General features: G+C 62.3%; 18 protein-coding genes and 1 riboswitch. Of the genes, 16 read left to right on the plus strand and 2 right to left on the minus strand.

Features of this window, described 5'->3' with window-relative positions; all coding sequences use genetic code 11:
- Nucleotides 1-3: 3 nt before the first annotated feature.
- Nucleotides 4-1,824, plus strand: coding sequence for an ABC-F family ATP-binding cassette domain-containing protein (locus N2597_RS19705; RefSeq protein ID WP_077992320.1), 1,821 nt, complete (start codon nucleotides 4-6; stop codon nucleotides 1,822-1,824).
- Between the two features lie 49 nt (nucleotides 1,825-1,873).
- Here the strand turns inward: N2597_RS19705 and N2597_RS19710 are convergent, their stop codons facing one another.
- Nucleotides 1,874-3,742 (minus strand): ABC transporter ATP-binding protein/permease, encoded by a 1,869-nt coding sequence (locus N2597_RS19710; RefSeq protein ID WP_077992323.1) that lies wholly within the window; start codon nucleotides 3,740-3,742, stop codon nucleotides 1,874-1,876.
- A 155-nt stretch (nucleotides 3,743-3,897) separates the two neighbouring features.
- Nucleotides 3,898-3,975: riboswitch (SAM riboswitch) on the plus strand.
- 48 nt (nucleotides 3,976-4,023) lie between these two features.
- On the opposite strand from N2597_RS19710, the gene metA reads away from it, so the two are divergent.
- The 6 genes from metA (at nucleotide 4,024) to N2597_RS19740 (ending at nucleotide 9,917) form a co-directional block, all read left to right on the plus strand.
- Entirely contained in the window at nucleotides 4,024-4,947 is a 924-nt protein-coding gene (gene metA, locus N2597_RS19715; RefSeq protein WP_077992325.1) for a homoserine O-acetyltransferase MetA, read from the plus strand.
- A gap of 114 nt (nucleotides 4,948-5,061) precedes the next feature.
- Nucleotides 5,062-6,084 carry an aldose epimerase family protein gene (locus N2597_RS19720; RefSeq protein WP_077992457.1) on the plus strand — a complete coding sequence of 341 codons (1,023 nt, stop codon included), beginning with the start codon at nucleotides 5,062-5,064 and terminating at the stop codon, nucleotides 6,082-6,084.
- Nucleotides 6,085-6,218: 134 nt separating this feature from the next.
- On the plus strand, nucleotides 6,219-6,992 hold the full coding sequence (locus tag N2597_RS19725; RefSeq protein WP_183597841.1) for a GntR family transcriptional regulator: 774 nt from the start codon (nucleotides 6,219-6,221) through the stop codon (nucleotides 6,990-6,992).
- Entirely contained in the window at nucleotides 6,989-8,020 is a 1,032-nt protein-coding gene (locus N2597_RS19730; protein ID WP_183597843.1) for an SIS domain-containing protein, read from the plus strand. The genes N2597_RS19725 and N2597_RS19730 overlap by 4 nt, the downstream gene beginning before the upstream one ends.
- Nucleotides 8,020-9,171 (plus strand): N-acetylglucosamine-6-phosphate deacetylase, encoded by a 1,152-nt coding sequence (gene nagA, locus N2597_RS19735; protein WP_009992956.1) that lies wholly within the window; start codon nucleotides 8,020-8,022, stop codon nucleotides 9,169-9,171. Before N2597_RS19730 ends, nagA begins: the two co-directional genes overlap by 1 nt.
- A 17-nt stretch (nucleotides 9,172-9,188) precedes the next feature.
- Complete coding sequence (locus N2597_RS19740; RefSeq protein WP_038691979.1) at nucleotides 9,189-9,917, plus strand: SIS domain-containing protein; 729 nt, start codon at nucleotides 9,189-9,191, stop codon at nucleotides 9,915-9,917.
- 59 nt (nucleotides 9,918-9,976) lie between these two features.
- Here N2597_RS19740 and efp read toward each other — a convergent pair whose 3' ends face one another.
- The gene (gene efp, locus N2597_RS19745; protein ID WP_010031711.1) at nucleotides 9,977-10,546 is read right to left on the minus strand and encodes an elongation factor P; all 570 of its coding nucleotides are present in this window, start codon (nucleotides 10,544-10,546) and stop codon (nucleotides 9,977-9,979) included.
- Between the two features lie 148 nt (nucleotides 10,547-10,694).
- Between efp and epmA the strand changes: the two genes are divergently transcribed.
- The 9 genes from epmA to N2597_RS19790 all read left to right on the plus strand — a co-directional run bounded on the left by epmA (nucleotide 10,695) and on the right by N2597_RS19790 (nucleotide 23,501).
- Entirely contained in the window at nucleotides 10,695-11,756 is a 1,062-nt protein-coding gene (epmA, locus tag N2597_RS19750; protein WP_096762094.1) for an EF-P lysine aminoacylase EpmA, read from the plus strand.
- On the plus strand, nucleotides 11,753-12,805 hold the full coding sequence (locus N2597_RS19755) for a lysine-2,3-aminomutase-like protein (protein WP_183597845.1): 1,053 nt from the start codon (nucleotides 11,753-11,755) through the stop codon (nucleotides 12,803-12,805). Before epmA ends, N2597_RS19755 begins: the two co-directional genes overlap by 4 nt.
- A gap of 262 nt (nucleotides 12,806-13,067) precedes the next feature.
- Nucleotides 13,068-13,319 (plus strand): acyl carrier protein, encoded by a 252-nt coding sequence (locus tag N2597_RS19760; RefSeq protein ID WP_009992865.1) that lies wholly within the window; start codon nucleotides 13,068-13,070, stop codon nucleotides 13,317-13,319.
- Nucleotides 13,319-14,500, plus strand: coding sequence for an acyl-CoA dehydrogenase family protein (locus N2597_RS19765; RefSeq protein WP_077992339.1), 1,182 nt, complete (start codon nucleotides 13,319-13,321; stop codon nucleotides 14,498-14,500). The genes N2597_RS19760 and N2597_RS19765 overlap by 1 nt, the downstream gene beginning before the upstream one ends.
- Before the next feature lie 5 nt (nucleotides 14,501-14,505).
- Nucleotides 14,506-15,414 (plus strand): amino acid--[acyl-carrier-protein] ligase, encoded by a 909-nt coding sequence (locus N2597_RS19770; RefSeq protein WP_009994187.1) that lies wholly within the window; start codon nucleotides 14,506-14,508, stop codon nucleotides 15,412-15,414.
- An 8-nt stretch (nucleotides 15,415-15,422) separates the two neighbouring features.
- Nucleotides 15,423-16,385 (plus strand): DUF1839 family protein, encoded by a 963-nt coding sequence (locus N2597_RS19775; RefSeq protein ID WP_210281913.1) that lies wholly within the window; start codon nucleotides 15,423-15,425, stop codon nucleotides 16,383-16,385.
- A gap of 16 nt (nucleotides 16,386-16,401) precedes the next feature.
- Nucleotides 16,402-18,882 (plus strand): glycoside hydrolase family 2 protein, encoded by a 2,481-nt coding sequence (locus N2597_RS19780; RefSeq protein WP_183597847.1) that lies wholly within the window; start codon nucleotides 16,402-16,404, stop codon nucleotides 18,880-18,882.
- Nucleotides 18,883-18,929: 47 nt separating this feature from the next.
- Nucleotides 18,930-20,108: a glycosyltransferase family 4 protein gene (locus N2597_RS19785; protein ID WP_183597849.1), complete on the plus strand. Its 1,179-nt coding sequence runs from the start codon at nucleotides 18,930-18,932 to the stop codon at nucleotides 20,106-20,108.
- Nucleotides 20,109-20,189: 81 nt separating this feature from the next.
- On the plus strand, nucleotides 20,190-23,501 hold the full coding sequence (locus N2597_RS19790; RefSeq protein ID WP_183597851.1) for an oligosaccharide flippase family protein: 3,312 nt from the start codon (nucleotides 20,190-20,192) through the stop codon (nucleotides 23,499-23,501).
- The last annotated feature ends 9 nt before the right edge of the window (nucleotides 23,502-23,510 follow it).

The following is a 23,510-nucleotide window of genomic DNA, read 5'->3' on the forward strand; positions in this document are numbered from 1 at the left end:
TTTTTGGCCCCTCCCATTCTGAAACTCGACGACATCTTTTTGAGCTTCGGTGGCGCGCCGCTTCTGGCGGGTGCTTCGCTGCAGGTCGAGCCCGGCGACAAGATCTGTCTGGTCGGCCGCAACGGCTCGGGAAAATCGACGCTCCTGAAGATTGCCGCCGGCCTGGTCGAGGCGCAGTCCGGCGAGCTCTTCCGCCATCCCTCTTCGACGGTGCGTTATCTCGAACAGGCGCCGGATTTTGCGGAATTCAAGACGGTGCAGGCCTATGCGGAAGCCGGGCTCGGCCCGGGTGACGACCCTTATCGCGTTACCTATCTGCTGTCGCATCTCGGGCTGACCGGCGAGGAAGACCCGAAAACCCTCTCCGGCGGCGAATCGCGCCGGGCAGCCCTGGCGCGCGTGCTGGCGCCGGAACCTGACATTCTCCTGCTTGACGAGCCGACGAACCATCTTGATCTGCCGACGATCGAATGGCTGGAAGGCGAATTGCAGAAGAGCCGCAGCGCCCTGGTGCTGATCTCACACGACCGGCGTTTCCTCGAAAAAGTTTCGACCGCGACCGTCTGGCTCGACCGCGGCACCTCGCGCCGGCTCGACAGGGGGTTTGCGCATTTCGAGGCCTGGCGCGACCAGGTGCTCGAGGCCGAGGAGCAGGAGCAGCACAAGCTCGGCAAGGCGATCGAGCGCGAGGAGCATTGGCTGCGCTACGGCGTGACGGCGCGGCGCAAGCGCAATATGCGCCGGCTCGGCGAGTTGCAGACGATGCGTTCGCAGTATCGCGGCCATAAGGGACCGCAAGGCACGGTGCAGGCGACGGCTGCAGACGCGCAGGAATCCGGCAAGCTGGTGATCGAGGCCGATAAGATCACCAAGAGTTTCGGCGAGCGCGCCATCGTTGCGCCCTTCTCCATCCGCGTGCATCGCGGCGATTGCATCGGCTTGGTCGGCCCGAACGGCGCCGGCAAGACGACGCTGTTGAAAATGCTGACGGGGCAGCTCTCTCCGGATAGCGGCACGATAAAACTCGGCACCAATCTGGAGATTGCCACACTCGACCAGAAGCGCGAGGATCTCGATCCGGAGGATACGCTTGCAAACTACCTGACGGATGGGCGTGGCGAAAACCTGATCGTCAACGGCGAGCAGCGGCACGTCACCGGCTACATGAAGGAGTTCCTGTTTCAGCCGGAACAGGCGCGGACGCCGATCAGGAGTCTCTCCGGCGGTGAGCGCGCCCGGCTGATGCTGGCCCGCATACTGTCGCGCCCGGCAAATCTGCTGATCCTCGACGAACCCACAAACGATCTCGACATCGAGACGCTCGACCTCCTGCAGGAAATCGTCGCCGGCTTCCCCGGCACCGTCATTCTCGTCAGTCATGACCGCGATTTCCTCGACCGCACCGTGACCTCGACGATCGCACCCGCCGTGCCGGATGCGCCTGATGGCCGCTGGATCGAATATGCCGGCGGCTATTCGGATATGCTTGCCCAGCGCAAGGGCGCGCTCGAGGAGCGCAAGAAGGCCGAAAAGGCAGCGGAGAAGCCGAAGGTGCAGGAGACGGTGCCTGCCGCCGCAGGCGCGAAGGGCAAGCTCTCCTTCAAGCAGAAATTCGCACTGGAAAACCTGCCGAAGGAGATGTCGAAAGCGGAAGCCGAGATCGCCAAGCGCGAGCTCGTCATGGCCGATCCCAATCTCTTCACGCGCGATCCGGCTGCCTTCAACCGGCTTGCGGCCGAGATGGAGAAACTGCGCGCCGGCCTGATTGCCATGGAAGAGGAGTGGCTGGAGCTCGAAATGCTGCGAGAGGAGCTGGAGGGCTGACTTTCACAAATCAACCGCTCGTTGTAACCAGCGGTCCGGCCAAGGCGACCTAAAGCGCCGGGGAGGGGATGTCGGCGGGGATGGCGGCGGCGCCCGCACTGGCCCTGGCGCCCGGCTGGGCGACCTGCGGCTGCGGCTCTTCGGATTTTGAAGGCAGCGCCTGCAGATGCAGGACGCGCGGCTGCAGCGCCTCAAGATAGGCTTCGGAGCGGCCGATATAGATCATCGCGGTTTCGGGCATGGAGGTCAGCAGCTTTGCCATCGTTGCCTGCCACTCCGGCTCCATGCCTTCCAGCACTTCGTCGAAGATAATCCAGCGCGGGCGCACCAGCAGCAGGCGGGCGAAGCCGATCGCTTTCTGTTCGTCGCTGTCGAGCAGCTTGTCCCAGCGGGCGCGAGTATCGAGCCTTGCGATCAGCGAATGCAGGCCGGCTCTTTCGAGGGCGGCCTCGACGGCCGCCTTCTCGTAGGCATCGGCGCGTTCGGGGAAAGCCAGGGCTTCGCGCAGGGTGCCGCCCGGAACATAGGCGATCTGGGGCACGAACAGCATGTCGTCGACCGGCGGCAGCCCCATCGTGCCGCTGCCGCATGGCCAGAGGCCGGCCATGGCCTGAAACAGCAGCTTGCGGTTGACGCTGTGATCGCCGTTGATCATGATTTTCTCGCCGGCCTTGACCAAGACATCGGTTTCGCGCAGGCGAAAGCCGCCGCATTCCTCGATGTCTTCGCCGATCTTGGCGTTGATCACTACATCCTTCAGCGTCAGTGTGTCGGGCGCGGTGTTCTCATAGGCAATACTGTCCTTCGGGTCGTAGTCCTCGTCCATGTCGAGCAGCGCCTGGCGAAAATCGGTGACGCGCATCAGTGTAGCGCGCCATTCGGCGATCGGGCCGAAATTGGCGACGTACCAGCGCAGCGCCGTATTGACCTGGTTGAAGGCGCCGACCGACATCATCAGCTGGCCGAGGGTCAGGCCGCCGGAGAAATAGGCGGGTGCCGCGACGATGATCGGGATGACGATCACCAGCCAGCCGTAGCCGGCCGAAACCCAGGTGAGATTGGTATTGGCCATGGCGAGCCGCCTGACGACCCGCAGCACCGAGCTGATGTCGGTGTTGATGCGCCGGCGCTCGTTCTCCTCGCCGCGGGCGACGGTGATCGCCGGCATGTTCTCATTGGCATGCATCAGCGTGAAACGAAGCTCGGCCTCCTTCGAAAAGCGGTCGGCATTGAGCTTGACCAGCTTGCGGCCGACGACTTGGCTCAGCACCGAGGCGGAAGCGGCATAGAAAATCGCCGCCCAGACCATGTAACCGGGAATGGAGAAGCTGTGGCCGCTGATGTGGAAGATGAAGCCGCTCGAAAGCTGCCACAGCACGCCGATGAAGCTGACGAGAAGAATGGTCGACTGCAGCAGGCCGAGAACGAGCCCCGTCGTGCTTTCGGCAAGGTTGCGGGAATCCTCATGCAGACGCTGATCCGGGTTCACGCCGATCAGACCGCTGGAGGCGAGCCGCAGCGCCCGCTTGCGCTTCAGCCACTGGTCGACAAGATCGCGCGATAGGCCTTCTCGCATATAAAGCGCGGTCATCTGGTTCAGCCAGGCCTGCAACACATTGAGCAGCAGCAGCGTGCCGGCGATCATTGCGAAGATTTCAAGCTGATGGAAGAATTCGCCGAGATCGCGGCGCTCGAGCGAATCGTAGAAGGGAGCGTTCCATTCATTGAGAATGACCTGGCCATAGGCCGTCGCCAGGATGACAAGGATCAGCACGGTTGCCAGAAACAGCACCTTGCCACGCACTTCAGAATTCCAGAATGCAGAGAACATCACCCCGAGGCGATATGTCAGGCTGAAATCATACCCTACTCCATCCTGCCTCCGGATCCCCGGCCTCCCCTTGGTCTTATCTGCCATCACGCTTTTCCAACACCGCCCATGCTGTCATTATTAACATGCTGGCGTTATCGGTCTATCAACAGATTCTATCAGTCATTAAACTGTGATGAGGCTTGCCTGAGTCGCCGCCGCATGCATTCGGCAGTTGATTCGTCGCTCAACAGCGACTAATTAAGGCATTCCGTGGTGATTTGGCCGGCCGGCTTGCAGCCACGTTAAAAAAGTCGCTAAAGGGCCGCGTGCGGACCGGTAGCGATTTTTTGTCGCCGCCGGTTTTTTATTTTGATCGAGTGACCGCAATGCCCATCAAGATCCCCGATACGCTGCCCGCTTTCGAAACCCTCGTCCAGGAGGGTGTACGGGTAATGACCGAGACGGTGGCGATCCGTCAGGATATTCGCCCATTGCAGATCGGGCTGCTCAATCTCATGCCGAACAAGATCAAGACCGAACTGCAGATGGCCCGCCTGGTCGGCGCCTCGCCGCTGCAGGTGGAGCTGTCGCTGATCCGCATCGGCGGGCACAAGGCGAAGAACACCTCCGAAGATCACCTGCTTGCCTTCTACCAGACCTGGGAAGAGGTAAAGCAGCGCAAGTTCGACGGTTTCATCATCACCGGGGCGCCGATCGAGCTTCTGCCGTATGAGGACGTCACCTATTGGAAAGAGATGCAGGAGATCCTCGACTGGACGGAAACCAACGTCCATTCGACGATGAACGTCTGCTGGGGCGCGATGGCGGCGATCTATCATTTCCACGGCGTTCCGAAATACGAACTGAAGGAGAAGGCCTTCGGTGTCTACCGCCACCGGAACCTGAAGCCTTCCTCGATCTATCTCAACGGCTTTTCCGATAATTTCGAAGTGCCGGTGTCGCGCTGGACGGAGGTGCGGCGCGCCGACATCGAGAAATCCGAAAGCCTGGAAATCCTGATGGAATCGAGCGAGATGGGCGTCTGCCTCGTGCATGAGAAAAGGGGCCGGCGGCTCTACATGTTCAATCATGTCGAATATGATTCCACCTCGCTCTCTGACGAGTATTTCCGTGATGTCGAGGCCGGCGTGCCGATCAAGATGCCGCACAATTACTTCCCGCATAACGACCCGGCGCTTGCGCCGCAGAACCGCTGGCGCAGCCACGCCCATCTCCTGTTCGGCAACTGGATCAACGAAATCTACCAGACGACGCCCTATGACGTCGAAGAGATCGGCATGGATCTCTGAGCGGATGAGCGGATGCCGCGGCATTTCTTTCTGATCCGACCGGTTGCGGATTGAAGCAAATGCGGGCAGGTTCCGGTCCTGAACCCCAAGGATAGAACGGAACGGATGTCGATCATGTCGGAGAAGTTGGAGCGGGAAGTTTTCGGGCAGACGAAGGCGGGGGAAACCGTCTATCGTGTGGTCATCAAGGGCGGCGGGCTCACGGCCAAAATCATCAGCTGGGGCGCGGTCATCCAGGATCTGCGTCTTGAGGGACATGACGCGCCGCTCTCGCTCGGGTTTGAGGAATTCGACAGCTATCCGCTCTATTCCGCCTATTTTGGCGCCACACCCGGCCGCTGCGCCAACCGGATCGGCGGCGGCAAATTCACCCTCGACGGCAAGGCCTATCAGCTCGAGCCGAACGAAAACGGCGTCACGCATCTGCATGGTGGCAGCGACAATATCGCCAAACGCAACTGGACGATCGTCGAGCATGCCGTCGACCGCGTGGTGCTGAAAATCGTCGATCCCGATGGCCGCGCCGGCTATCCCGGCAATTGCACCATCCAGGCAACCTTCTGGGTGCACGGCAACGGCGAACTGTCGGTGACCTACGAATCGACCAGCGATCAGCCGACGCTCGCCAATGTCTGCCAGCACGCCTATTTCAATCTCGACGGCCGCGAGGATGCGCTGGGCCACGACATCATGATCGCCGCCGATCATTATCTGCCGACCGATGAGAGGCAGGTGCCGACCGGCGAGATCCGTTCCGTTGCCGGCACGGAATTCGACCTGCGCGAAATGACGCCGATGAAGCGTTTCGCCGGCAGCGAACAGGTGCTGTACGACCATAACTTCTGCCTGTCAGCCGAACGCACCGCCAAGCGCAGCGTCGCGCTCGCCCGCAGCCTTTATTCCGGTGTGTCGCTTGAAGTGCGCAGCACCGAGCCGGGCGTGCAGTTCTATGCCGGTTTCAAGCTGAATACCGGGGCGCCCGGCCTCGGTGGGCGCAAATACGGCCCCTTCGCCGGCTTCTGCCTGGAAACGCAGGTCTGGCCGGATGCCATCAATCACCAAGGTTTCCCGAATGCGGTGCTGCGCCCCGGCGAAGTGCTGCGCCAGGAGACGGATTATATCTTTACCAAGAGCTGAGCGTCCGCCGGACGAACGCCTGTCAAATTTGAGCGCTATGAAACCCTCTCCGGACACTCGCCGGGGAGGGTTTTTTCTATTGGCATCCGATTGCGTCTTGCCGATTGGTTCTAAATAGGTTCTATTGCCTGCCCATGGATAGAACCAGTCTGATAGGGGAACTGAATAGCCGCGGTCTGCGTGACGCGGGCCTGACCGGGCCGCTCTACAAGCGGCTGGCGCAGGCCCTGACCGGCCTTGTGCAGGAAGGCCTGCTGAAGCCCGGCACCGCGCTTCCGGGCGAGCGCGACCTTGCCGAGGCCTTGAAGCTCGGGCGCGTCACCGTGCGCACCGCCTATCGCGACCTGATGGCGTCGGGCGTACTGGAATCGCGCCACGGAAGCGGTACTTTCGTATCGAGCAGAGTGGAGCGCATGGAACAGTCGCTCTGGCGGCTTTCCTCCTTCTCCGCCGACATGCGCTCGCGCGGGCGGCTGCCGGCCGCACGAATCTTGTCGCGGTCGGTCAACACGCCGTCGCCGGAGGAATCCTTCCTGCTCGGCCTCGGTGGCGACGAGCCGGTTCTGCGGCTCGACCGCCTGCGTCTAGCCGACGGCCTGCCGCTGGCGATTGAGCGCGCCGTGGTGCCGATCAAGTTCCTGGGCGACGATGCCGGCGGCGAAGGATCGCTTTACGACGCGCTGGCGGCCAACGGCCACAGGCCGGTGCGGGCGCTGCAGCGGCTGACCGCGGTCACCCTCGACCCGTCCTCCGCCGCGATCCTGAACGTCAAGGCTGGCGCGCCGGCGCTTCTGATCGAACGTGTCTCGCGCCTGGAAGACCAGCGCGTCGTCGAATACACCCGCTCGCATTATCGCGGCGATGCCTATGATTTCGTTGCCGAATTGAGAATCGGAGATAACCTATGAGTGAGAACCAGTCGCTGATGCTGCAGGAAGCCGGCCAGTCGCCGGAGGTGGTGGCCACACTTCTCGAAAAGGAAAAGCCCATCTTTGCCGAGATCGCCCGGCTGTTTTCGTCCGCCCGCCCGAGCGTGGTGACGACGGCGGCGCGCGGCTCTTCGGATCACGCCGCCACCTTCTTCAAATATCTCTTCGAGATCACCTGCGGCGTTCCGGTCGCCTCGGTCGGTCCGTCGATCGCTTCCGTCTACGGCGCCGCGCTCCATCTGAAGGGCGGCGTGCATTTCACTGTCTCGCAATCGGGTGCCAGCCCCGATATCGTGGCGCTGCAAGAGGCGGCCAAGAAGGGCGGGGCGACGACGATCGCCGTCGTCAACGTCACCGACAGCCCGCTCGCAAAACAGGCCGATATCGTTCTCGGCCTTAATGCCGGCGCCGAAAGGAGCGTTGCGGCAACGAAGTCCTTCATCGCTTCCGTTGCCGCTCTTGCCGGCGTCACGGCTGCGATCGGCGGCGCGTTCGACCTGCAGACAGCGCTCGTCAAGCTGCCGGAGGCGCTTTCGGCCACCGCCGGGATCGATACGGCGGCAGCCGAAGAGGTGCTCTTCAACGCGACCTCGCTCTATACGGCCGGCCGCGGCCCGGCCTTCGCGATCGCGCTCGAAGCGGCTTTGAAGGCCAAGGAAACCGCCGGCCTGCATGCAGAAGCTTTCTCGCTGGCGGAACTGATGCACGGTCCGATGCGCCTGGTGCAGCCGGGTTTCCCGATCGTCGCCTTTGCGCCCGACGACGCGGCCTTCGCCAATAACGGCCAGGCGCTGGAGCGCCTGCAGAAACTCGGCGCCACCACCGTCAGTTTCTCCACGCAGCCGCTCTCTGGCCTCAATCTGCGGGTGCCGACGACGGGCAACGGTCTCGTCGATCCGCTGGTGTCGCTGCTCGTCTATTACCGGCTGATCGAGTCGGTAACACGCCGCAAGGGCTTCGATCCGGACAAGCCGGCAAACCTGCTCAAGGTGACGGAGACGGTCTGATGGCCCGCAAGATCTTCATCGGCGCCCGTATCTTCGACGGCGAGCGCTTTCATGACGACAAGGCGCTGATCGTTGCCGACGGCCGGGTCGAAGCGATCGCCGCTGGAAACGATCTGCCGGACGCCGAGACGGTGACGCTTGCCGGCGGCGTGCTTTCGGCCGGCTTCATCGATGCGCAGGTCAACGGCGGCGGCGGGCGGATGCTGAACGACGAACCATCAGTCGCCTCGATGGAGATCATCGCACAGGGGCATCGGCCCTATGGCACGACGTCGCTGCTGCCGACGCTGATCACGGATACGGCAGAGGCCTCCATTGCCGCGATCGAGGCCGCGATCGAGGCTGTCAGAGGGAACCGCGGCGTCGCCGGTTTGCATCTCGAAGGCCCGCATCTGGCGCCGGCGCGCAAGGGCGCGCATCTGGCCGAATTGATGCGGCCGGTGGAGGATCGCGACGTCAAGGCCTTCATCCGTGCGCGTGAGGCGATCGGCACGCTGCTCGTCACTATTGCCGCCGAACAGGTGACGGTCGCCCAGGTGCGTGAACTGGCCGAAGCCGGCGTCACCGTCAGCATCGGCCATTCCGATTGTTCGAGCGAGGCGGCGGCGGAACGTTTCGATGCCGGAGCGCGCGGCGTCACGCATCTCTTCAACGCGATGAGCCAGATGGGACATCGCGCCCCCGGCCTCGTCGGCGCGGCGATCGATCATCCCTCCACTTGGTGCGGCATCATTGCCGACGGTCATCACGTCGATCCGAAGGCCTTGCGCACCGCGTTGCGCGCCAAGCGGGGCGAAGGCAAACTGTTCTTCGTCACCGATGCGATGTCGCTCGTCGGATCTGAGAAGGATTCATTCACGCTGAACGGGCGCACCGTCCGGCGTGAAAGGGGCGGCTTCTGCTCGAAGCTGGTGCTGTCCGATGGCACGCTCGCCGGTTCCGACGTCGACATGATCTCGACGATCCGTTATGGCGTCACCTATCTCGATCTGACGCTCGCCGAGGCGTTGCGCATGGCGACCCTCTATCCCGCCCGCTTCCTCAGACTTGCCGATCGCGGCCATCTCTCGCCGGGCGCGCGCGCCGATCTCGTCCATCTCACCGATGCGCTGACTGTTACCGTCACCTGGCTTGCCGGCGAAGCGGCCTGACATCAAGGAGACTTGGCATGACTGATATCACCGATGCCTACTTCTCCAATCTGATCGGTCGGCTGGAGACGCTGAAGCAGGTACTTGCCGAGCCGATGGTGCAGGCAGCGTCGGTCATCCTCGATGCCGCCCGCGGCGACAAGCGCGTCTATGTCTTCGGCACCGGCCATTCACATATGCTGGCGGAAGAGGTGCACTATCGCGCCGGTGGGCTCGCTTTCACTGTACCGGTGCTTGTCGGGTCGGCCATGCTGCACGAGGGAGCGGTCATCAGCTCGGTCTATGAACGTACCCAAGGTCTGGTGCGGCCGATGTTGGAGCGTTACGGCATGCAGCCGGGCGACGTCATTATCATTGCCTCGAATTCCGGCGTGAACGCCGCGCCGATCGAGGCCGCCGATTATGCGCATGAAATCGGCGCCAAGGTGATCGCCATCACCTCGATCGCCTATTCCGCAGCGATCGCCAATGGCCGCCGCCGGCTCGCAGAAGTCGCCGATATCGTGCTCGACAACGGGCTGCCGCCGGGTGATGCCGTTCTCGACCTCGAAGGCACGGGGCTCCGGGTCGGGCCGGTGTCGACGGCGGTCGGGGTGACTGTTATCAATGCGATCTTTGCCGAAGTCGCCTCGGAGCTCTCCAAATCCGGCGATGCGCCGGTCTATCTCAGCGCCAACATGCCGGGGGCGGCCGAGATCAATCAGAAGCTGGTGAAGAAGTACAGGCCGCGCAATCCGCATCTCTGATATCGCGGATACAAAAAAGGCCGGTCTGAGCCGGCCCTTTGCGCGAGATGCAACCAGGATTAGTCCTTGGCGCGCTCGACGTAGGAATTGTCTTCGGTCGCGATGACGACGCGGGTGCCGGCATTGATGTGCGGCGGCACCATGGTGCGCACGCCGTTCGACAGCATGGCCGGCTTGTAGGAGGACGACGCCGTCTGGCCCTTGACGACCGGTTCGGTCTCGGTGATTTCGAGGGTCACGTGGCGCGGCAGTTCCAGCGCCAGCGGAATGCCTTCATGGATCGACAGGATGCAGGACATGCCTTCCTGCAGGAAGGCCTTTTGGTCGCCCATCGTTTCGACATCGACCACGACCTGGTCGTAGGTCGCCGGGTTCATGAAGTGGAAACCTTCGCCGTCTTCATAGAGATACTGGAAGGAGACGTCTTCGACGAAGGCGCGCTCGACCTGTTCGGTGGTGCGCCAGCGCTCGGAAACCTTCACGCCGTCGACGATGCGGCGCATGTCGACCTGGGTGACCGGCGTGCCCTTGCCCGGATGAAAGTTCTGGGCGGTGAGAACGACGTAGAGCTTGCCGTCGACATCGAGAACGTTGCCCTTGCGGACCGAAGAGGCGATGACCTTGACCATAAGACTTCCTTGTAACTCGGCTTTCGGCGTCGTAGAGGACTGTCGAAACGCCCTGCAGACGCAAATGTTTTTCTTTGGGGGCGCAACTAACCTAAAATCCGGGAAATAGCCACCCCCATACCGGCTTCTCCGGCGAAGAAAGCTTGGAATGAAATCTTCGGCCAAAGCGTCCCCCTGGTGGACCCCGTCCGTGCATGCCGATCGCCGCCCCTTCCTCATCGGGCGCAATGCGATCCAGGCTGTATTACGCGGGTTTTTCGCGCGCGAGGATTTCATCGAGGTGGATACCGCGGTGCTGCAGATCTCGCCGGGCAACGAGGCGCACCTGCATGCCTTTGCGACGGAAGCGGTGACGACGGACGGGCAGAGGGCGCCGTTTTATCTGCACACCTCGCCGGAATTCGCCTGCAAGAAGCTGCTCGCAGCCGGTGAGCAACGCATCTCCTGTTTTGCCCATGTCTACCGCAACCGCGAGCGCGGGCCGCTGCATCACCCGGAATTCACCATGCTCGAATGGTATCGGGCCGGCGAAAGCTACGAGAGCCTGATGATGGATTGCGTGCGCATTCTGGCGCTTGCGGCCGAGACGGCGAAGACCGACAGGCTTGGCTATCGCGGCCGTGAGAGCGATCCTTTCGCCGGGCCGGAACGGGTGAGCGTCGCCGAAGCGTTCGAGCGCCACGCCGGCATCGATCTTCTCGCCTCCGTCGCCGCCGACGGTTCGACCGATCGCGAACATCTGGCCGCCGAGCTCAGGCGCGCCGGCATGCGTGTGGCCGAAGATGACGGCTGGGCCGATCTCTTCAGCCGGGTGCTGGTCGAAAAGATCGAGCCGCATCTCGGCTTCGGCCGCATCACCATTCTCGACGAATATCCGGTCTCGGAGGCGGCCCTTGCCCGCCCATCAGCCCGCGATCCGCGGGTTGCCGAGCGTTTCGAGCTCTATGCCTGCGGCGTCGAGCTCGCCAACGGCTTCGGCGAGCTCACCAACGCCGCCGAACAGAAGCGGCGGTTCGAGATCGAGATGGCCGAGAAGATGCGGGTCTATGGTGAGACCTACCCGATCGACGAGGATTTGCTCGCGGCACTTTCGTCAATGCCCGAGGCAAGCGGCATTGCGCTCGGTTTCGACCGGCTGGTCATGCTGGCGACGGGGGCTTCGCGCATCGATCAGGTGCTCTGGGCGCCGGTTGCGGAGTATGGGCGATGAACGCCGTCAAACCGCTCAAGAACGTCGATGATCTTCTGCAGGCCGGGCTGGTCTTGCCCGGCCATCGTGCAATTCTCGACGAAGTGGCCGCGCGTTACGCGATCGCCCTGACGCCTGCCGTCACCAGGCTGATCGACCGCGCCGATCCTGATGATCCGATCGCACGGCAATTCGTGCCCGACGCCGCCGAACTGACGGTCGCGCCCGAGGAACGCGCCGATCCGATCGGCGATCATGCCCACAGCCCCGTCGAAGGCATCGTTCACCGCTATCCCGATCGCGTATTGCTCAAAGCCGTGCATATCTGCCCGGTCTATTGCCGCTTCTGCTTCCGGCGCGAAATGGTCGGGCCGCAGGGCCTCGGCACGCTCGATGCGGCGGCGATGCAGAAAGCCTTCGATTACATAGCCGGCCACCAGGAGATCTGGGAGGTCATCCTCACCGGCGGCGATCCACTGGTGCTTTCCGCGCGCCGGCTCCGCGACATCATGGAGGCGCTGGCGGCAATCGCGCATGTCAAGATCGTGCGCTTCCACACCCGCGTTCCCGTGGTCGATCCCGAAAAGATCGACTTGGCGCTGATCGCTGCCCTGAAGGCGAGCGGCAAGACGGTCTATGTGGCGCTGCATGCCAACCATCCGAGGGAACTGACAAGCGAAGCGCGCGCGGCTTGCGCCCGCCTGGTCGATGCCGGCATCGCCATGGTGAGCCAGTCGGTACTGCTGAAGGGCGTCAATGACGATCCCGATGTGCTTGCCGAACTGATGAAGGCCTTCGTCGAGATCCGCGTCAAACCCTATTACCTGCATCATCCGGATCTCGCGCCCGGCACCGGCCATTTCAGATTGACGATCGACGAGGGGCAGCGGATCGTCGCGGCGCTGCGCGGACGGATTTCCGGGCTTTGTCAGCCGGCCTATATCCTCGATATCCCGAGCGGTCACGGCAAGGCCGTCATCAGCGAAAGCGTTGTCAGGGCAACAGGTGACGGATGTTACTCCGTCTCGGATTATCGCGGCGGCGAGCATTCCTATCCCACCGCCGGTTGACGCAAAATGGCGCTTTGCGTGTCATTTCTGTACTCGTCGCGTCGAAGAGCGTCGCAAGTCTCGTTGCCGAAACTCTATTAAGCGATTGATGTAGAATTTGTATTTTTACTCCAGCCGGGCCGATTGCTAAAATCCTAACTGTGAGTGCTAATCATATTTAACCCAACAAATTAGCGGAATGTTCTGTTTTCCGCACTAAAAGAACGCTCATGACAAGGCGATGAACGCCGGTTCGGGATCATGAGAATCTTGGAGTGATGGGATGAATAAGACAATCCGCGACCTCGTAGCCAAATTCGGCAAGCTTCCGACGTCGATCGACCAGATCGCCGACGATGCCGATCTTTATGCAGCAGGTCTGACGTCCTTCGCTTCGGTGCAGCTGATGCTCGGCATTGAAGAGGCGTTCGACATCGAATTTCCCGACAATCTGCTGAACCGCAAATCCTTCGCGAGCATCTCGGCGATCGCCAAAACCGTCGATCTCATCCAGGATGGCCGGAAGGTCGCCTGATGAACTTCCCCGTCAAGATCATGCAGGACGGTCTTACCGCTAGGGTGGCTCGTGTCGCCGAAATCGCGGCCAAACATGCCGATGCCGTCGATGCCGAGGGCCGCTTCCCACGGGAAGCCGTGGATGCCATGAAGGCCGAGAGGCTGCTCGGCATTCAGGTGCCGCACCATCTCGGCGGTGAATCGGCCTCGATCACCGAGATCGCCGAATTGTGCTCGATGCTCGGCCAGGCTTGCGCGGCGAGCGCCATGGTCTTCGCGATGCACCACATTAAGCTGTCGAGCCTTGTCGAACACGGCGCCGACAGCCAATGGCATTGCCATTTCATGCGCCGCATTGCTGCCGAGCAACTGCTGATCGCCTCCGCCACCACCGAGGGTGGGATCGGCGGAAACCTGCGCAACAGTATTTGCGCAGTTGAGGTCGATGGCGATAGCTGCCGCCTCGAGAAGGATGCCACCGTCATTTCCTACGGCTCGCATGCCGACGCCATTCTCATCACCTCGCGTGCGCATGCCCAGGCGGCTTCCTCCGATCAGGTGCTTACGGCCTTCCTCAAAGACCAGTACACGCTTGAGAAAACGCACGTCTGGAACACGCTCGGCATGCGCGGCACCTGCTCCGACGGCTTCCTGTTCAAGGGACAAGCGCCGGCAGAGCAGATCCTGCCGAAGCCTTTTGCCGAAATCGCGGCGCAGTCCATGCTCGCCTCCTCGCATCTGCTTTGGAGCGGTGTCTGGTACGGCATTGCGGTCGATGCCGTCGCTCGCGCCCAGGCCTTCGTGCGCGCCGCTGCCCGCAAGGCGCCGGATGCCCAGCCGCCGGGTGCGCTGCGCCTGGCCGAGGTGTCGAACCTGCTGCAGATGGTGAAATCCAACGTGGTTGCCGGCCTCAAGGCCTATGAACATGCCAAGGCCGATCCCGACAGGCTGTCGTCGATGGGCTTTGCCGTGGCGATGAACAACGTCAAGATCGCCTCGTCCGAGACGATCCTGGAGATCGTCAACCACGCCATGCTGATCTGCGGCATCATGGGCTACAAGAACGGCACGCCCTTCAGCCTGGGACGCCATCTGCGCGACGCCCATTCCGCACAGCTGATGATCTCGAACGACCGCATCCTCGGCAATACGTCGAGCATGCTTCTTGTCCACAAGCAGGACACTAGCCTACTGGGGTAACAGTCATGGATATGCAGACCTCGTTTCTCGACCGGCTTTTCGAATCCGGCCTGCTGATCGATACGGGTATCGACGGGCTCTATGGCCGCAGCGGCCAGTTCGAAGAGGTGATCGCCGCGTTTGAGCGCCTCATCGACAAGGTCGGCGGCGGCGACGGTGCGGAGGCCATGCGTTTTCCGCCCGGCATGAACCGCGCCTTTTTCGAAAAGAGCGGCTACATGAAGAGCTTCCCGCAGCTGGCCGGCACGGTGCACAGCTTCTGCGGCAGCGAACTCGACCATGTGAGCCTGTTGCAATGCATGGAAGTCGGCGAGGACTGGACCAAGGGACAGGAAGCGACCGATATCGTGTTGACGCCGGCTGCCTGCTATCCACTCTATCCGACGGTCGCCAAGCGCGGCAATCTGCCGAAGACCGGCGGCCTCTTCGACCTGCAATCCTATTGCTTCCGCCACGAGCCGTCGAAAGACCCGGCCCGCCAGCAGCTGTTCCGGATGCGCGAATATGTCTGCATGGGCACCGAAGAGCATGTCACCGATTTCCGCCAACGCTGGATGGATCGCGGCGTCGAGATGATGAAAGCCGTCGGCCTCGAGGTGACGATCGACATCGCCAACGATCCGTTCTTCGGCCGCGCCGGCAAGATGCTCGCCAACAATCAACGCGACCAGAACCTGAAGTTCGAACTGCTGATCCCGATCACCTCGTCCGCCAATCCCACCGCCTGCATGAGCTTCAACTATCATCAGGACGCCTTCGGCACGAAATGGGGCCTCAACCTCGAGGACGGCAGTGTCGCGCACACGGCCTGTGTCGGCTTCGGGCTGGAGCGCATCGCGCTTGCGCTGTTCCACCATCACGGGCTTGACGTGAAGCAATGGCCGGCCAGCGTCCGGAAAACGCTGTGGGGCTGATGGGAGCGATGACATCGGTATTTTCGGGGATCGACCCGGAAACCTACCGGGCGCATGCGCTGCATTCCAGCGAGCGCGCCTGGCCGGAAACCAATTGTTATGTCGATCTCTGGATCGAGGTGCTGGCGACGTCGGGCGTTGCGCCCGAGGCGATGCTCGGTTTCACCCTGATCCAGGATTTCGAGGGCGACCAGTTCACCTTCTTCAAGGTGCCGCTCGAAGATCTCGAAGCGCTCTACGGAATCCGCGCCACCGAGCTTGCCATTTACGACCGTGTCGAACGCCATGTCGAAGTGCAGATCGCGCGGGGCCGGCTCTGCCTGATCGAGATGGATTCCTTCTATATGCCGGATACGCGCGGCACCGCCTACCGGCAGGAGCACGGTAAAACGACGGTGGCGATTAACCAGCTGGACGTTGCGGCCAAGCGCGTCGATTATTTCCACAATGCCGGCTATTTCCGCCTTGAGGGCGAGGATTTCGACGGGCTGTTCCAGCTGCAGCTGACGGAAAACGACCCGCCATTCCTGCCTTACACGGAATTTGCACGATTCCCGGAAAAGCCCGCCGATGAAGTGCATCTGCGCGCGACCGCGCGGCGGCTGTTCGGGGCTCATTTCAACAGGCGACCCAGCGAAAATCCGATCCGCGCCTTTGCAAGCGTCTTTCCGCAACAGGTGGAAGCGGTGGCTGAGCGGCCGTTCGGCTTTTTTCACAAATATGCCTTCAATACGCTTCGCCAGGTCGGCGCCAATTTCGAGCTTGCGGCCGATCACTTGGCCTGGCTCTCCCCGGATGAATTCGCCGCCGCCGCCGAGCATGCCAGGCGCATTTCGGACGCAGCGAAATCCGTGCAGTTCCAGCTCGCCCGCGCCGTCGCCCGCAGGAGGTTCGAGCCGCTGCAGGCAGCTCTTGATCCGGCCGCCGATGCATGGGATTTGATGATGGCATCGCTTGCAGAGCGAATCTGAGGCCGGAGATCAGACCATGCGGGGGCGTTTGGCAAGCATCGGAGCCGAGGAAAGCATGCTTTCCGAAGGCTGGAACCTGGTCCTGACGGAACCGGATGCCTGTGCGGTGCCGCACGACATTCCGCTCTCTGCGCAGTTCATTCCAGCACCCGTTCCCGGAACCGTCGCCGCGGCACTCGAAAGGGCCGGGCTTTTCGACCGGGAAAATCCGGAACCGCTGAACACGAAAGACGCCTGGTATCTCTGCCGGCTCTTCGATGCTGAGCCCGGCGAAGCGATCTTGCGTTTCGCGGGACTTGCGACACTTTGCCATGTGTTCCTGAACGGCCAGGAAATCCTGTTTTCCGAAAGCATGTTTACGGCGCACGAAATTCCGGTGACGCTTTCGGGCGGCGACGAGCTGGCGCTCTGTTTCCGGGCGCTCGGACCGCGTCTGTCGGACCCCGGTCCGCGCGCGCGCTGGCGGCCGCAGATGATCACGCCGGCGGGCTTGAAAAATTTCCGCACGACGTTGCTCGGGCATATGCCGGGCTGGTGCCCCGATATCCACGCCGTCGGCCCGTGGCGGCCGATTTCGCTGGTGCGGCGCGATCCCGTCTCGATCGACAATGTCTCGATCCGCACCGTATTGGACGAGAGCAGCGTCGGCCGGCTCAGCGTTTCCCTGCACAGTAGTGCCGACAACCCTTCGATGCTGCTCCGTTGCGGCGGAATGGAGCAGCCGTTCGAAAAGGTCGGCGAGAATCATTACTCGGCTATCCTCAAACTTGCCGACATCGAACCCTGGTGGCCGCACACGCATGGCGCTCCACGTCTCTACGAACTGACGCTGGTTTCCGATGGCGCCGAGTATTCGCTCGGCAGCACCGGCTTCCGGCGTATCGAGGTCGAGCGCGGCGCTGACGGCGATGACTTCGCGCTTCTCATCAATGGCGAGCGCATCTTCTGCCGCGGCGCGGTGTGGACGACAGCGGATATCGCGCGATTGCCGGGGGGGCGGGCGGACTACGAGCCGTTCCTGCGGCTTGCCGCTGAAGCCGGCATGAACATGATCCGTATCGGCGGCACCATGGCCTACGAGACGCCGGATTTCTTCGCGCTTTGCGACGAGCTCGGCCTGCTGGTCTGGCAGGATTTCATGTTCGCCAATTTCGACTATCCGCGCAACGACAAGGCTTTTCTCGGCCATGTACATGCCGAGGTCGAAGAATTTCTGCACGGCGTCCAAGCCTCGCCTTCCCTCGCAGTGCTCTGTGGTGGCAGCGAGATCCACCAGCAAGCGGCGATGCTCGGCCTGCCGATGGAATTCTGGAGCGGGCCGATCACCGATGAGATCATCCCGGCCGTCATCGTGCGCATGCGTCCCGACGTGCCCTATGTCCCGAATTCGCCTTATGGCGGGGCGATGCCGTTCTCTCCCAATTCAGGCATTGCACATTATTATGGGGTCGGCGCCTATATGCGGCCGATTGCCGACGCCCGCCGCGCCGATGTGCGGTTTGCCTCCGAAAGCCTCGCCTTCGCGCATGTACCGCAGCAAAGGACGCTACGACGTCATCTCGATGTGCCGGCTGTCCACAGCCCGCTCTGGAAGGCGCGTGTACCGCGCGACCGTAGCGCCTCCTGGGATTTCGAAGACGTCCGCGATTATTATCTGGAGCTTCTCTACGGTCTTGATCCCGCCCAGTTGCGCCGCGAAGATCCGGAACGTTATCTCGATCTCTCCCGCGCCGTTACCGGCGAGGTGATCGAGGAAACCTTCGCCGAATGGCGGCGCAAGGGTTCCGCCTGCAATGGCGCGCTCGTCTGGACGCTGCAAGACCTCATGCCCGGCCCGGGCTGGGGCGTGATCGATTCCACCGGTGAACCAAAGCCGGTCTGGTATGCGATGCGCCGTGCGTTCCGGCCGATCCAGGCAATCTTCACCGACGAGGGAACCAACGGTCTCGATGTGCATGTCGTCAACGAGACGGATGCCGACCTCGACGTGGAGCTCGAGGTCTTCTGTCTGCGCGACGGCAAGCAGCAGGTCGTCAGCGGCAACATGGCCTTCAAGCTGGCGGCAAGGAGTGTAGAGCGGTTTGCATCTACCGCGTTGTTCGGCGCCTTCTTCGATACGACCTATGCTTTCCGGTTCGGCCCGCCGGCCCATGATGTTAGCGTCGCGCGACTGCGCTCGTTGTCGGACGCCGTGGTTCTGGCCGAAAGCTTCCATTTTCCTTGCGGACGGCGCAACGCGCTACGCGACGCGGGCATCGAAGCATCGCTCGTCAGAGACGGTGACGGCTGGTTCGTCGATCTTCGCACCGACCGGCTGGCGCAGTCAGTGCATATCGACGTCGAAGGCTATCGGGCCGACGACGACTGGTTCCATCTCGCCCCCGGCGCGATGCGTCGCGTGAAACTCCACGCCCGCTCCGGCACCGAGAACGATCTTCCGCCTGCGGGCGAGATCAGAAGTCTGGGCAGCTCACATCGCGTCATGCTCCAGGGCTGATGCTTCCGCCAAGAATAAATACCGACGCATTGAGAAAGATCCGTGGTTTGAGAACGATATACCGCTTTCTGCGTGCCCATCTCCTGCAGCGGCTGATCCCGCGCTCGCGTCTTGCCTTCAATCCGCGCAAGCCGGTGGAAGTCGTCGGCTATCTCTCGATGGCCGTCGGCGTCGGCGAATCGGCAAGGCTCTGCGCCGGTGCTCTGTCGGAAGCGGGGCGGGCGATTTCGCTTTCCGACGTCAGCACCCATCCAGACGAGAAGTCCTTTGCCGGCTGGATGCCGGCAGGTCTCTCCACTGAGCCGCCGGGGAGCCGGATCTGGCATCTCAATCCGCCGATGCTGCCGCGCGCCATTTTGAAGAAGGGCGTCGCGAATTTCACCCGCGCCTTCAACATCGGCAATTTCGCTTGGGAGCTGGAAGTCGTACCGGCGGAGTGGCGCAATGCGATGCATTATATGAACGCCGTCTTCGTGCCGTCGGAATTCACCCGACGGGCAATCGCCCCGCTGACCAAGGCGCCGGTCATCGTCGTTCCGCATCCCGTCACCGAGGCGCCGGCGACCGAAGGCATGCGGGAGAAGTTCGGCATCGAGAAGGACGCCTTTCTCGTCAGCTTCATCTTCAGTGCCGGCTCGTCGATCAACCGGAAGAATCCGCAGGCCGTGATCAAGGCTTTCAGGATATTTGCCACCGAGGCCCCAAGTGCCTTTCTGCTGATGAAGGCCAGCGGCGATGTGAACAAGGATGAAGGCCTGCGCGAGCTGGTTGCCTGGGTCAAGGGTGACAGCCGGATCAGGATCGTCACCGACAGGCTGTCGAACGCCGAAATCAACGGTCTCATCCGCTGTTCAGACGCCTATCTTTCGCTGCATCGTTCCGAGGGTTTCGGGCTGACGGTCGCCGAGGCGATCATGCAGCGCACCCCGGTTATCTCAACCGCCTGGTCGGCCACGGCGGATTTCTGCGATCCGGACAATACATGGCTGGTCGACTCAGCCCTCATTCCGGTGGTCGACACCCATCCCGAATTTGCCGGGCTCGCGGGCGCGGTTTGGGCGGATCCCTCTCCTGATGTAGCGGCCGCGCAGCTGCAAGATATCTTCCGCGCACCCGAGCTTGCACGAGAGAAGGCCGAGAAGGCGCGGGAGTTCCTGCTGCGTTACCTCGCGGAAAACAGCTACGAGAAGGCGCTTCAGACGCTGGCGGCGATGCAGGCCAGCTAGTGTCACTCCCGCTTTATTTTAACATTTTCGCATTAGAAATGGCGGGTATCAGGCCTTAGGCCGATCCTGGCGGATGGACAGATGTCGAAGGGTATTATCGCAAATTCGGTGATGAACGCGGCGGCAGGCATGCTGCTGTTGCTGACGGGCTTCGTCTCCTCGATCATCACGGCGCGTCTGCTTGGGCCGGAGGCAAACGGCATCGTCGCCTTCTCGCTGTGGCTGGTGATGACAGGCGCCTCGATCGCGGAACTCGGCTCCAGCATCACGCTCCTGAAGACCATGCCGCAGCTTTCGGCGGAAGGTTACGATGAGCGCCGCCGGCGAGGATTTGCCGCCATCCTCGTCAGCTTCATGATGTTTTCGACCGTCGCGCTGCTGGCTCTCTACGCCCTGTTCTTCCTGACGTCGGAGGAGATGCACTGGGCCGAGACTGCGCCATCCGTCGCTCTGGTCACCGGCGCGCTGTTCTTCGTTCAGGCGATCGGATCCTTCGTCAAATTCTACCTGATCGGCGAAAAGAAGCTTGGCGCCTTCTTCAAGCTGACGGTCGGCGTCTCGATCGTGCAGCTTGCCGGCGTTGCCGCCGGCGCCGTTTTCTATGGCGTCGAGGGGGTCCTCGTCGGTTATGCGCTCGGTCAGCTCGTGCTGTTTTTCGCCACACTGCCGATCCTGCTTGCGCGGCGCGATTGGTGCGGGGTCTCGCTGAAGTACCTCGCCTCGTCCTCCGTCATCCTGTCGATCCAGTTCATCATCGATTCCATCTTCCTCAACCGGCTCGAGCTGCTCTTCCTGCAGCAGTTCTGGTCGGTGGAGATGGTCGGTTACTACGCCGTCGGCCTGTCGATCGCCAATATCGCGCTGCAACTGCCGATCCAGATGACCGGCAGCCTGCTGCCCTATTATTCCGAGCGGCGGCATAACAGCGACGATTCGACCTTGCCGGTCGAAGTCTTCGCCGCCGTCACCCGCAGCATGGCCTATATCGTATTGCCGATGAGCCTCGGGCTTGCGGCGATCTCAAGCGAACTGGTGCTCGTGGTGTTCGGCGAAGCGTTCCGCCGCAGCGGCACGGTGGTGGCGCTGCTGGCGCTGGTGGCGCCCGCCTATACCTTCATGCAGATCCTCAGCCTCTACCTCCTGTCGATGGACAGGGCCCGCTCCCGCCTGAACATCAGTGTGATAGGTGGCCTTCTGATGGTAGTCGGTTGTTTACTGATTATACCTAGGCTCGCCGCCGAGGGTGCCGCACTCGTGCGCATTCTCGTCTTCGTTGCGATGTCGGTGATGATGATCAGACAGACAGGATTCGGATCTCAGCTTTCAGGCCTCTACACGAGCCTGACGAAGGTGACGCTGGCTGCCGTGCTGTGCGCTTGCGGAGCCATTTCCGTGCTGGAATTTGTCCATGGTCCGGCCGGACTGGTCGGCGCGATCATCGCCGGCACGTTCTGCTATTTCGCAGCGCTGCGGGTACTGCGCGCCGTACCGACCGAAGATGTTGACGTTATGCGCTCCATTCTCGACAAGATGCCGTCCGTGCTGCGCAAGCCGGTCGGGCACGCAATCAATTTCGTTGCGCCGGCGCTTCCCGGCGATCCCGATCGCGCCAAGGTCGCTCCCGGCGAGTTCTCGCTCGAACCGGCCGAGGGGGCTGGACGCAGCGCTGCCCTGCCTGTCGTCTTCGACGGTACGATCGGCCTGTTCATGCCTGAGAATGCAGGGGTGAAGAAGCGGTCGGCCGCCGTGCTCTTCGTCAGCCCATGGGGTTTCGAGGAGATGTGCAGCCGCAAGTTTTTTCGCGTTGCGGCCGAACATTTTTCGGAAATCGGTGTGCCGAGCTTACGCTTCGACTATCGTGGCACCGGCGATGCGCTGGATTTCGACGCGCTGCCGGCAAGGCTGGAAACCTGGGAAAATTCGATCCGCGCGGCGGCCGCCAAGCTGAAGTCGCTCACCGGCTGCGACCGTATCGTCTTGATCGGACAGGGCCTCGGCGCAACGCTTGCCCAACGCATCGGCTCTTCGATCGACGGCGTCGACAGCCTCGTCATGCTGGCGCCGGTGCTGAGCGGCCGGGCCTATCTGCGCGAACTCACCATGTGGTCGAAGATCATCGATGCCGATCTCGGCCTCGGCAAGGAGCATGTCCAGACCGCCAAAGTGCAAATCGCCGGGCTGGTCATGCCCGAGGAGATCGCCGGCGAGCTCGCCAAGCTCAACATCGCCTCGCCACAGGGGTTGGCGGCGTCCCGCTATCTGATCCTCGAACGTCCCGCCAAGGCCGACGATACCGGCTTTGCCGATGCGTTGAAGGCGCTCGGCGCCGATGTCGAGCAGACGGTTTTCGAAGGCTATGACGAACTCGTCACCAATCCGCTCTTCGCCAAGACGCCGATGGCTGTGGTCGCGCTGCTGACGACCTGGCTGGAGGGCGCCACGGTGGAGACGTCCGCCGCCCCTTCGCCGGTAGAAATCGAGAACCCGCCGCTGGCCGGCGATGGTTTTGTCGAAATGCCGGTCCGTTTCGGAAGCCATGATCACCTGGTCGGCGTCGTCAGCCGGCCGCCCGGCGAGATCAAGGGCAGTGCCGTGCTCTTCCTGTCGACGGCCTATGACCGGCATGCCGGCTGGGGGCGGACGACGGTTGATATGGCGCGCGAGCTTGCGCGCCAGGGCGTGGTTTCGCTGCGCTTCGATTCCGCCAATGTCGGCGACAGTCCGCCACGGCCCGATGCACCGGAGCAGGTGCTCTATTCCGATACGCAGACCGCCGATGCGGTCGCCGCGCTCGATCTGCTCGAAGGCATAGCCGCCGGCCCGGTCATGGTGGCCGGCCGATGCAGTGGCGGCTATGTCGCCTTCCGCGCCGGCGTTGCCGACGAGCGGCTGAAGGCCGTCGTGTCGATCAATCCCTTCGTTTATTACTGGGATCCTGAGATACCTGTGCGTAAGGAACATGTTGTCTCCGTTCCCCGCAGCCTTGATGATTACGGCCAGCGCCTGGCGCGGCTCGATACGCTAAAGCGGCTGCTGCGCGGCCAGGTGGACGTCGTCTCTGCGCTGCAGAACATGGTCATCGCTGCCGGTCGTCGTCTGTCCCCATGGATCGCGCCGCTGCTCGAACTGCTCCCCGACCGGCGCCACATCGCCCGCGAAGTCCGGCATTCCTTCGCTGAGTTCGGTAAGCGTAAGGTGCCGTTGACGCTGATCTACAGCGAAGGTGATGTCGGCCTCGATCACGTCTATTTCCACTTTGGACCGCGCGGCGCCAAGCTTTCCCGCTATCCGAACGTGCGGCTGCTGATGCTGCCGGACGCCGATCACAATCTGACGCCGCCGCAATCACGCAGGTTCGTGCTCGATGAGATTATCCGTCTCGCCAAAGCGTGACGGAATTTC

This window comes from Rhizobium sophoriradicis, assembly GCF_025200795.1.
Lineage (GTDB): Bacteria > Pseudomonadota > Alphaproteobacteria > Rhizobiales > Rhizobiaceae > Rhizobium > Rhizobium sophoriradicis.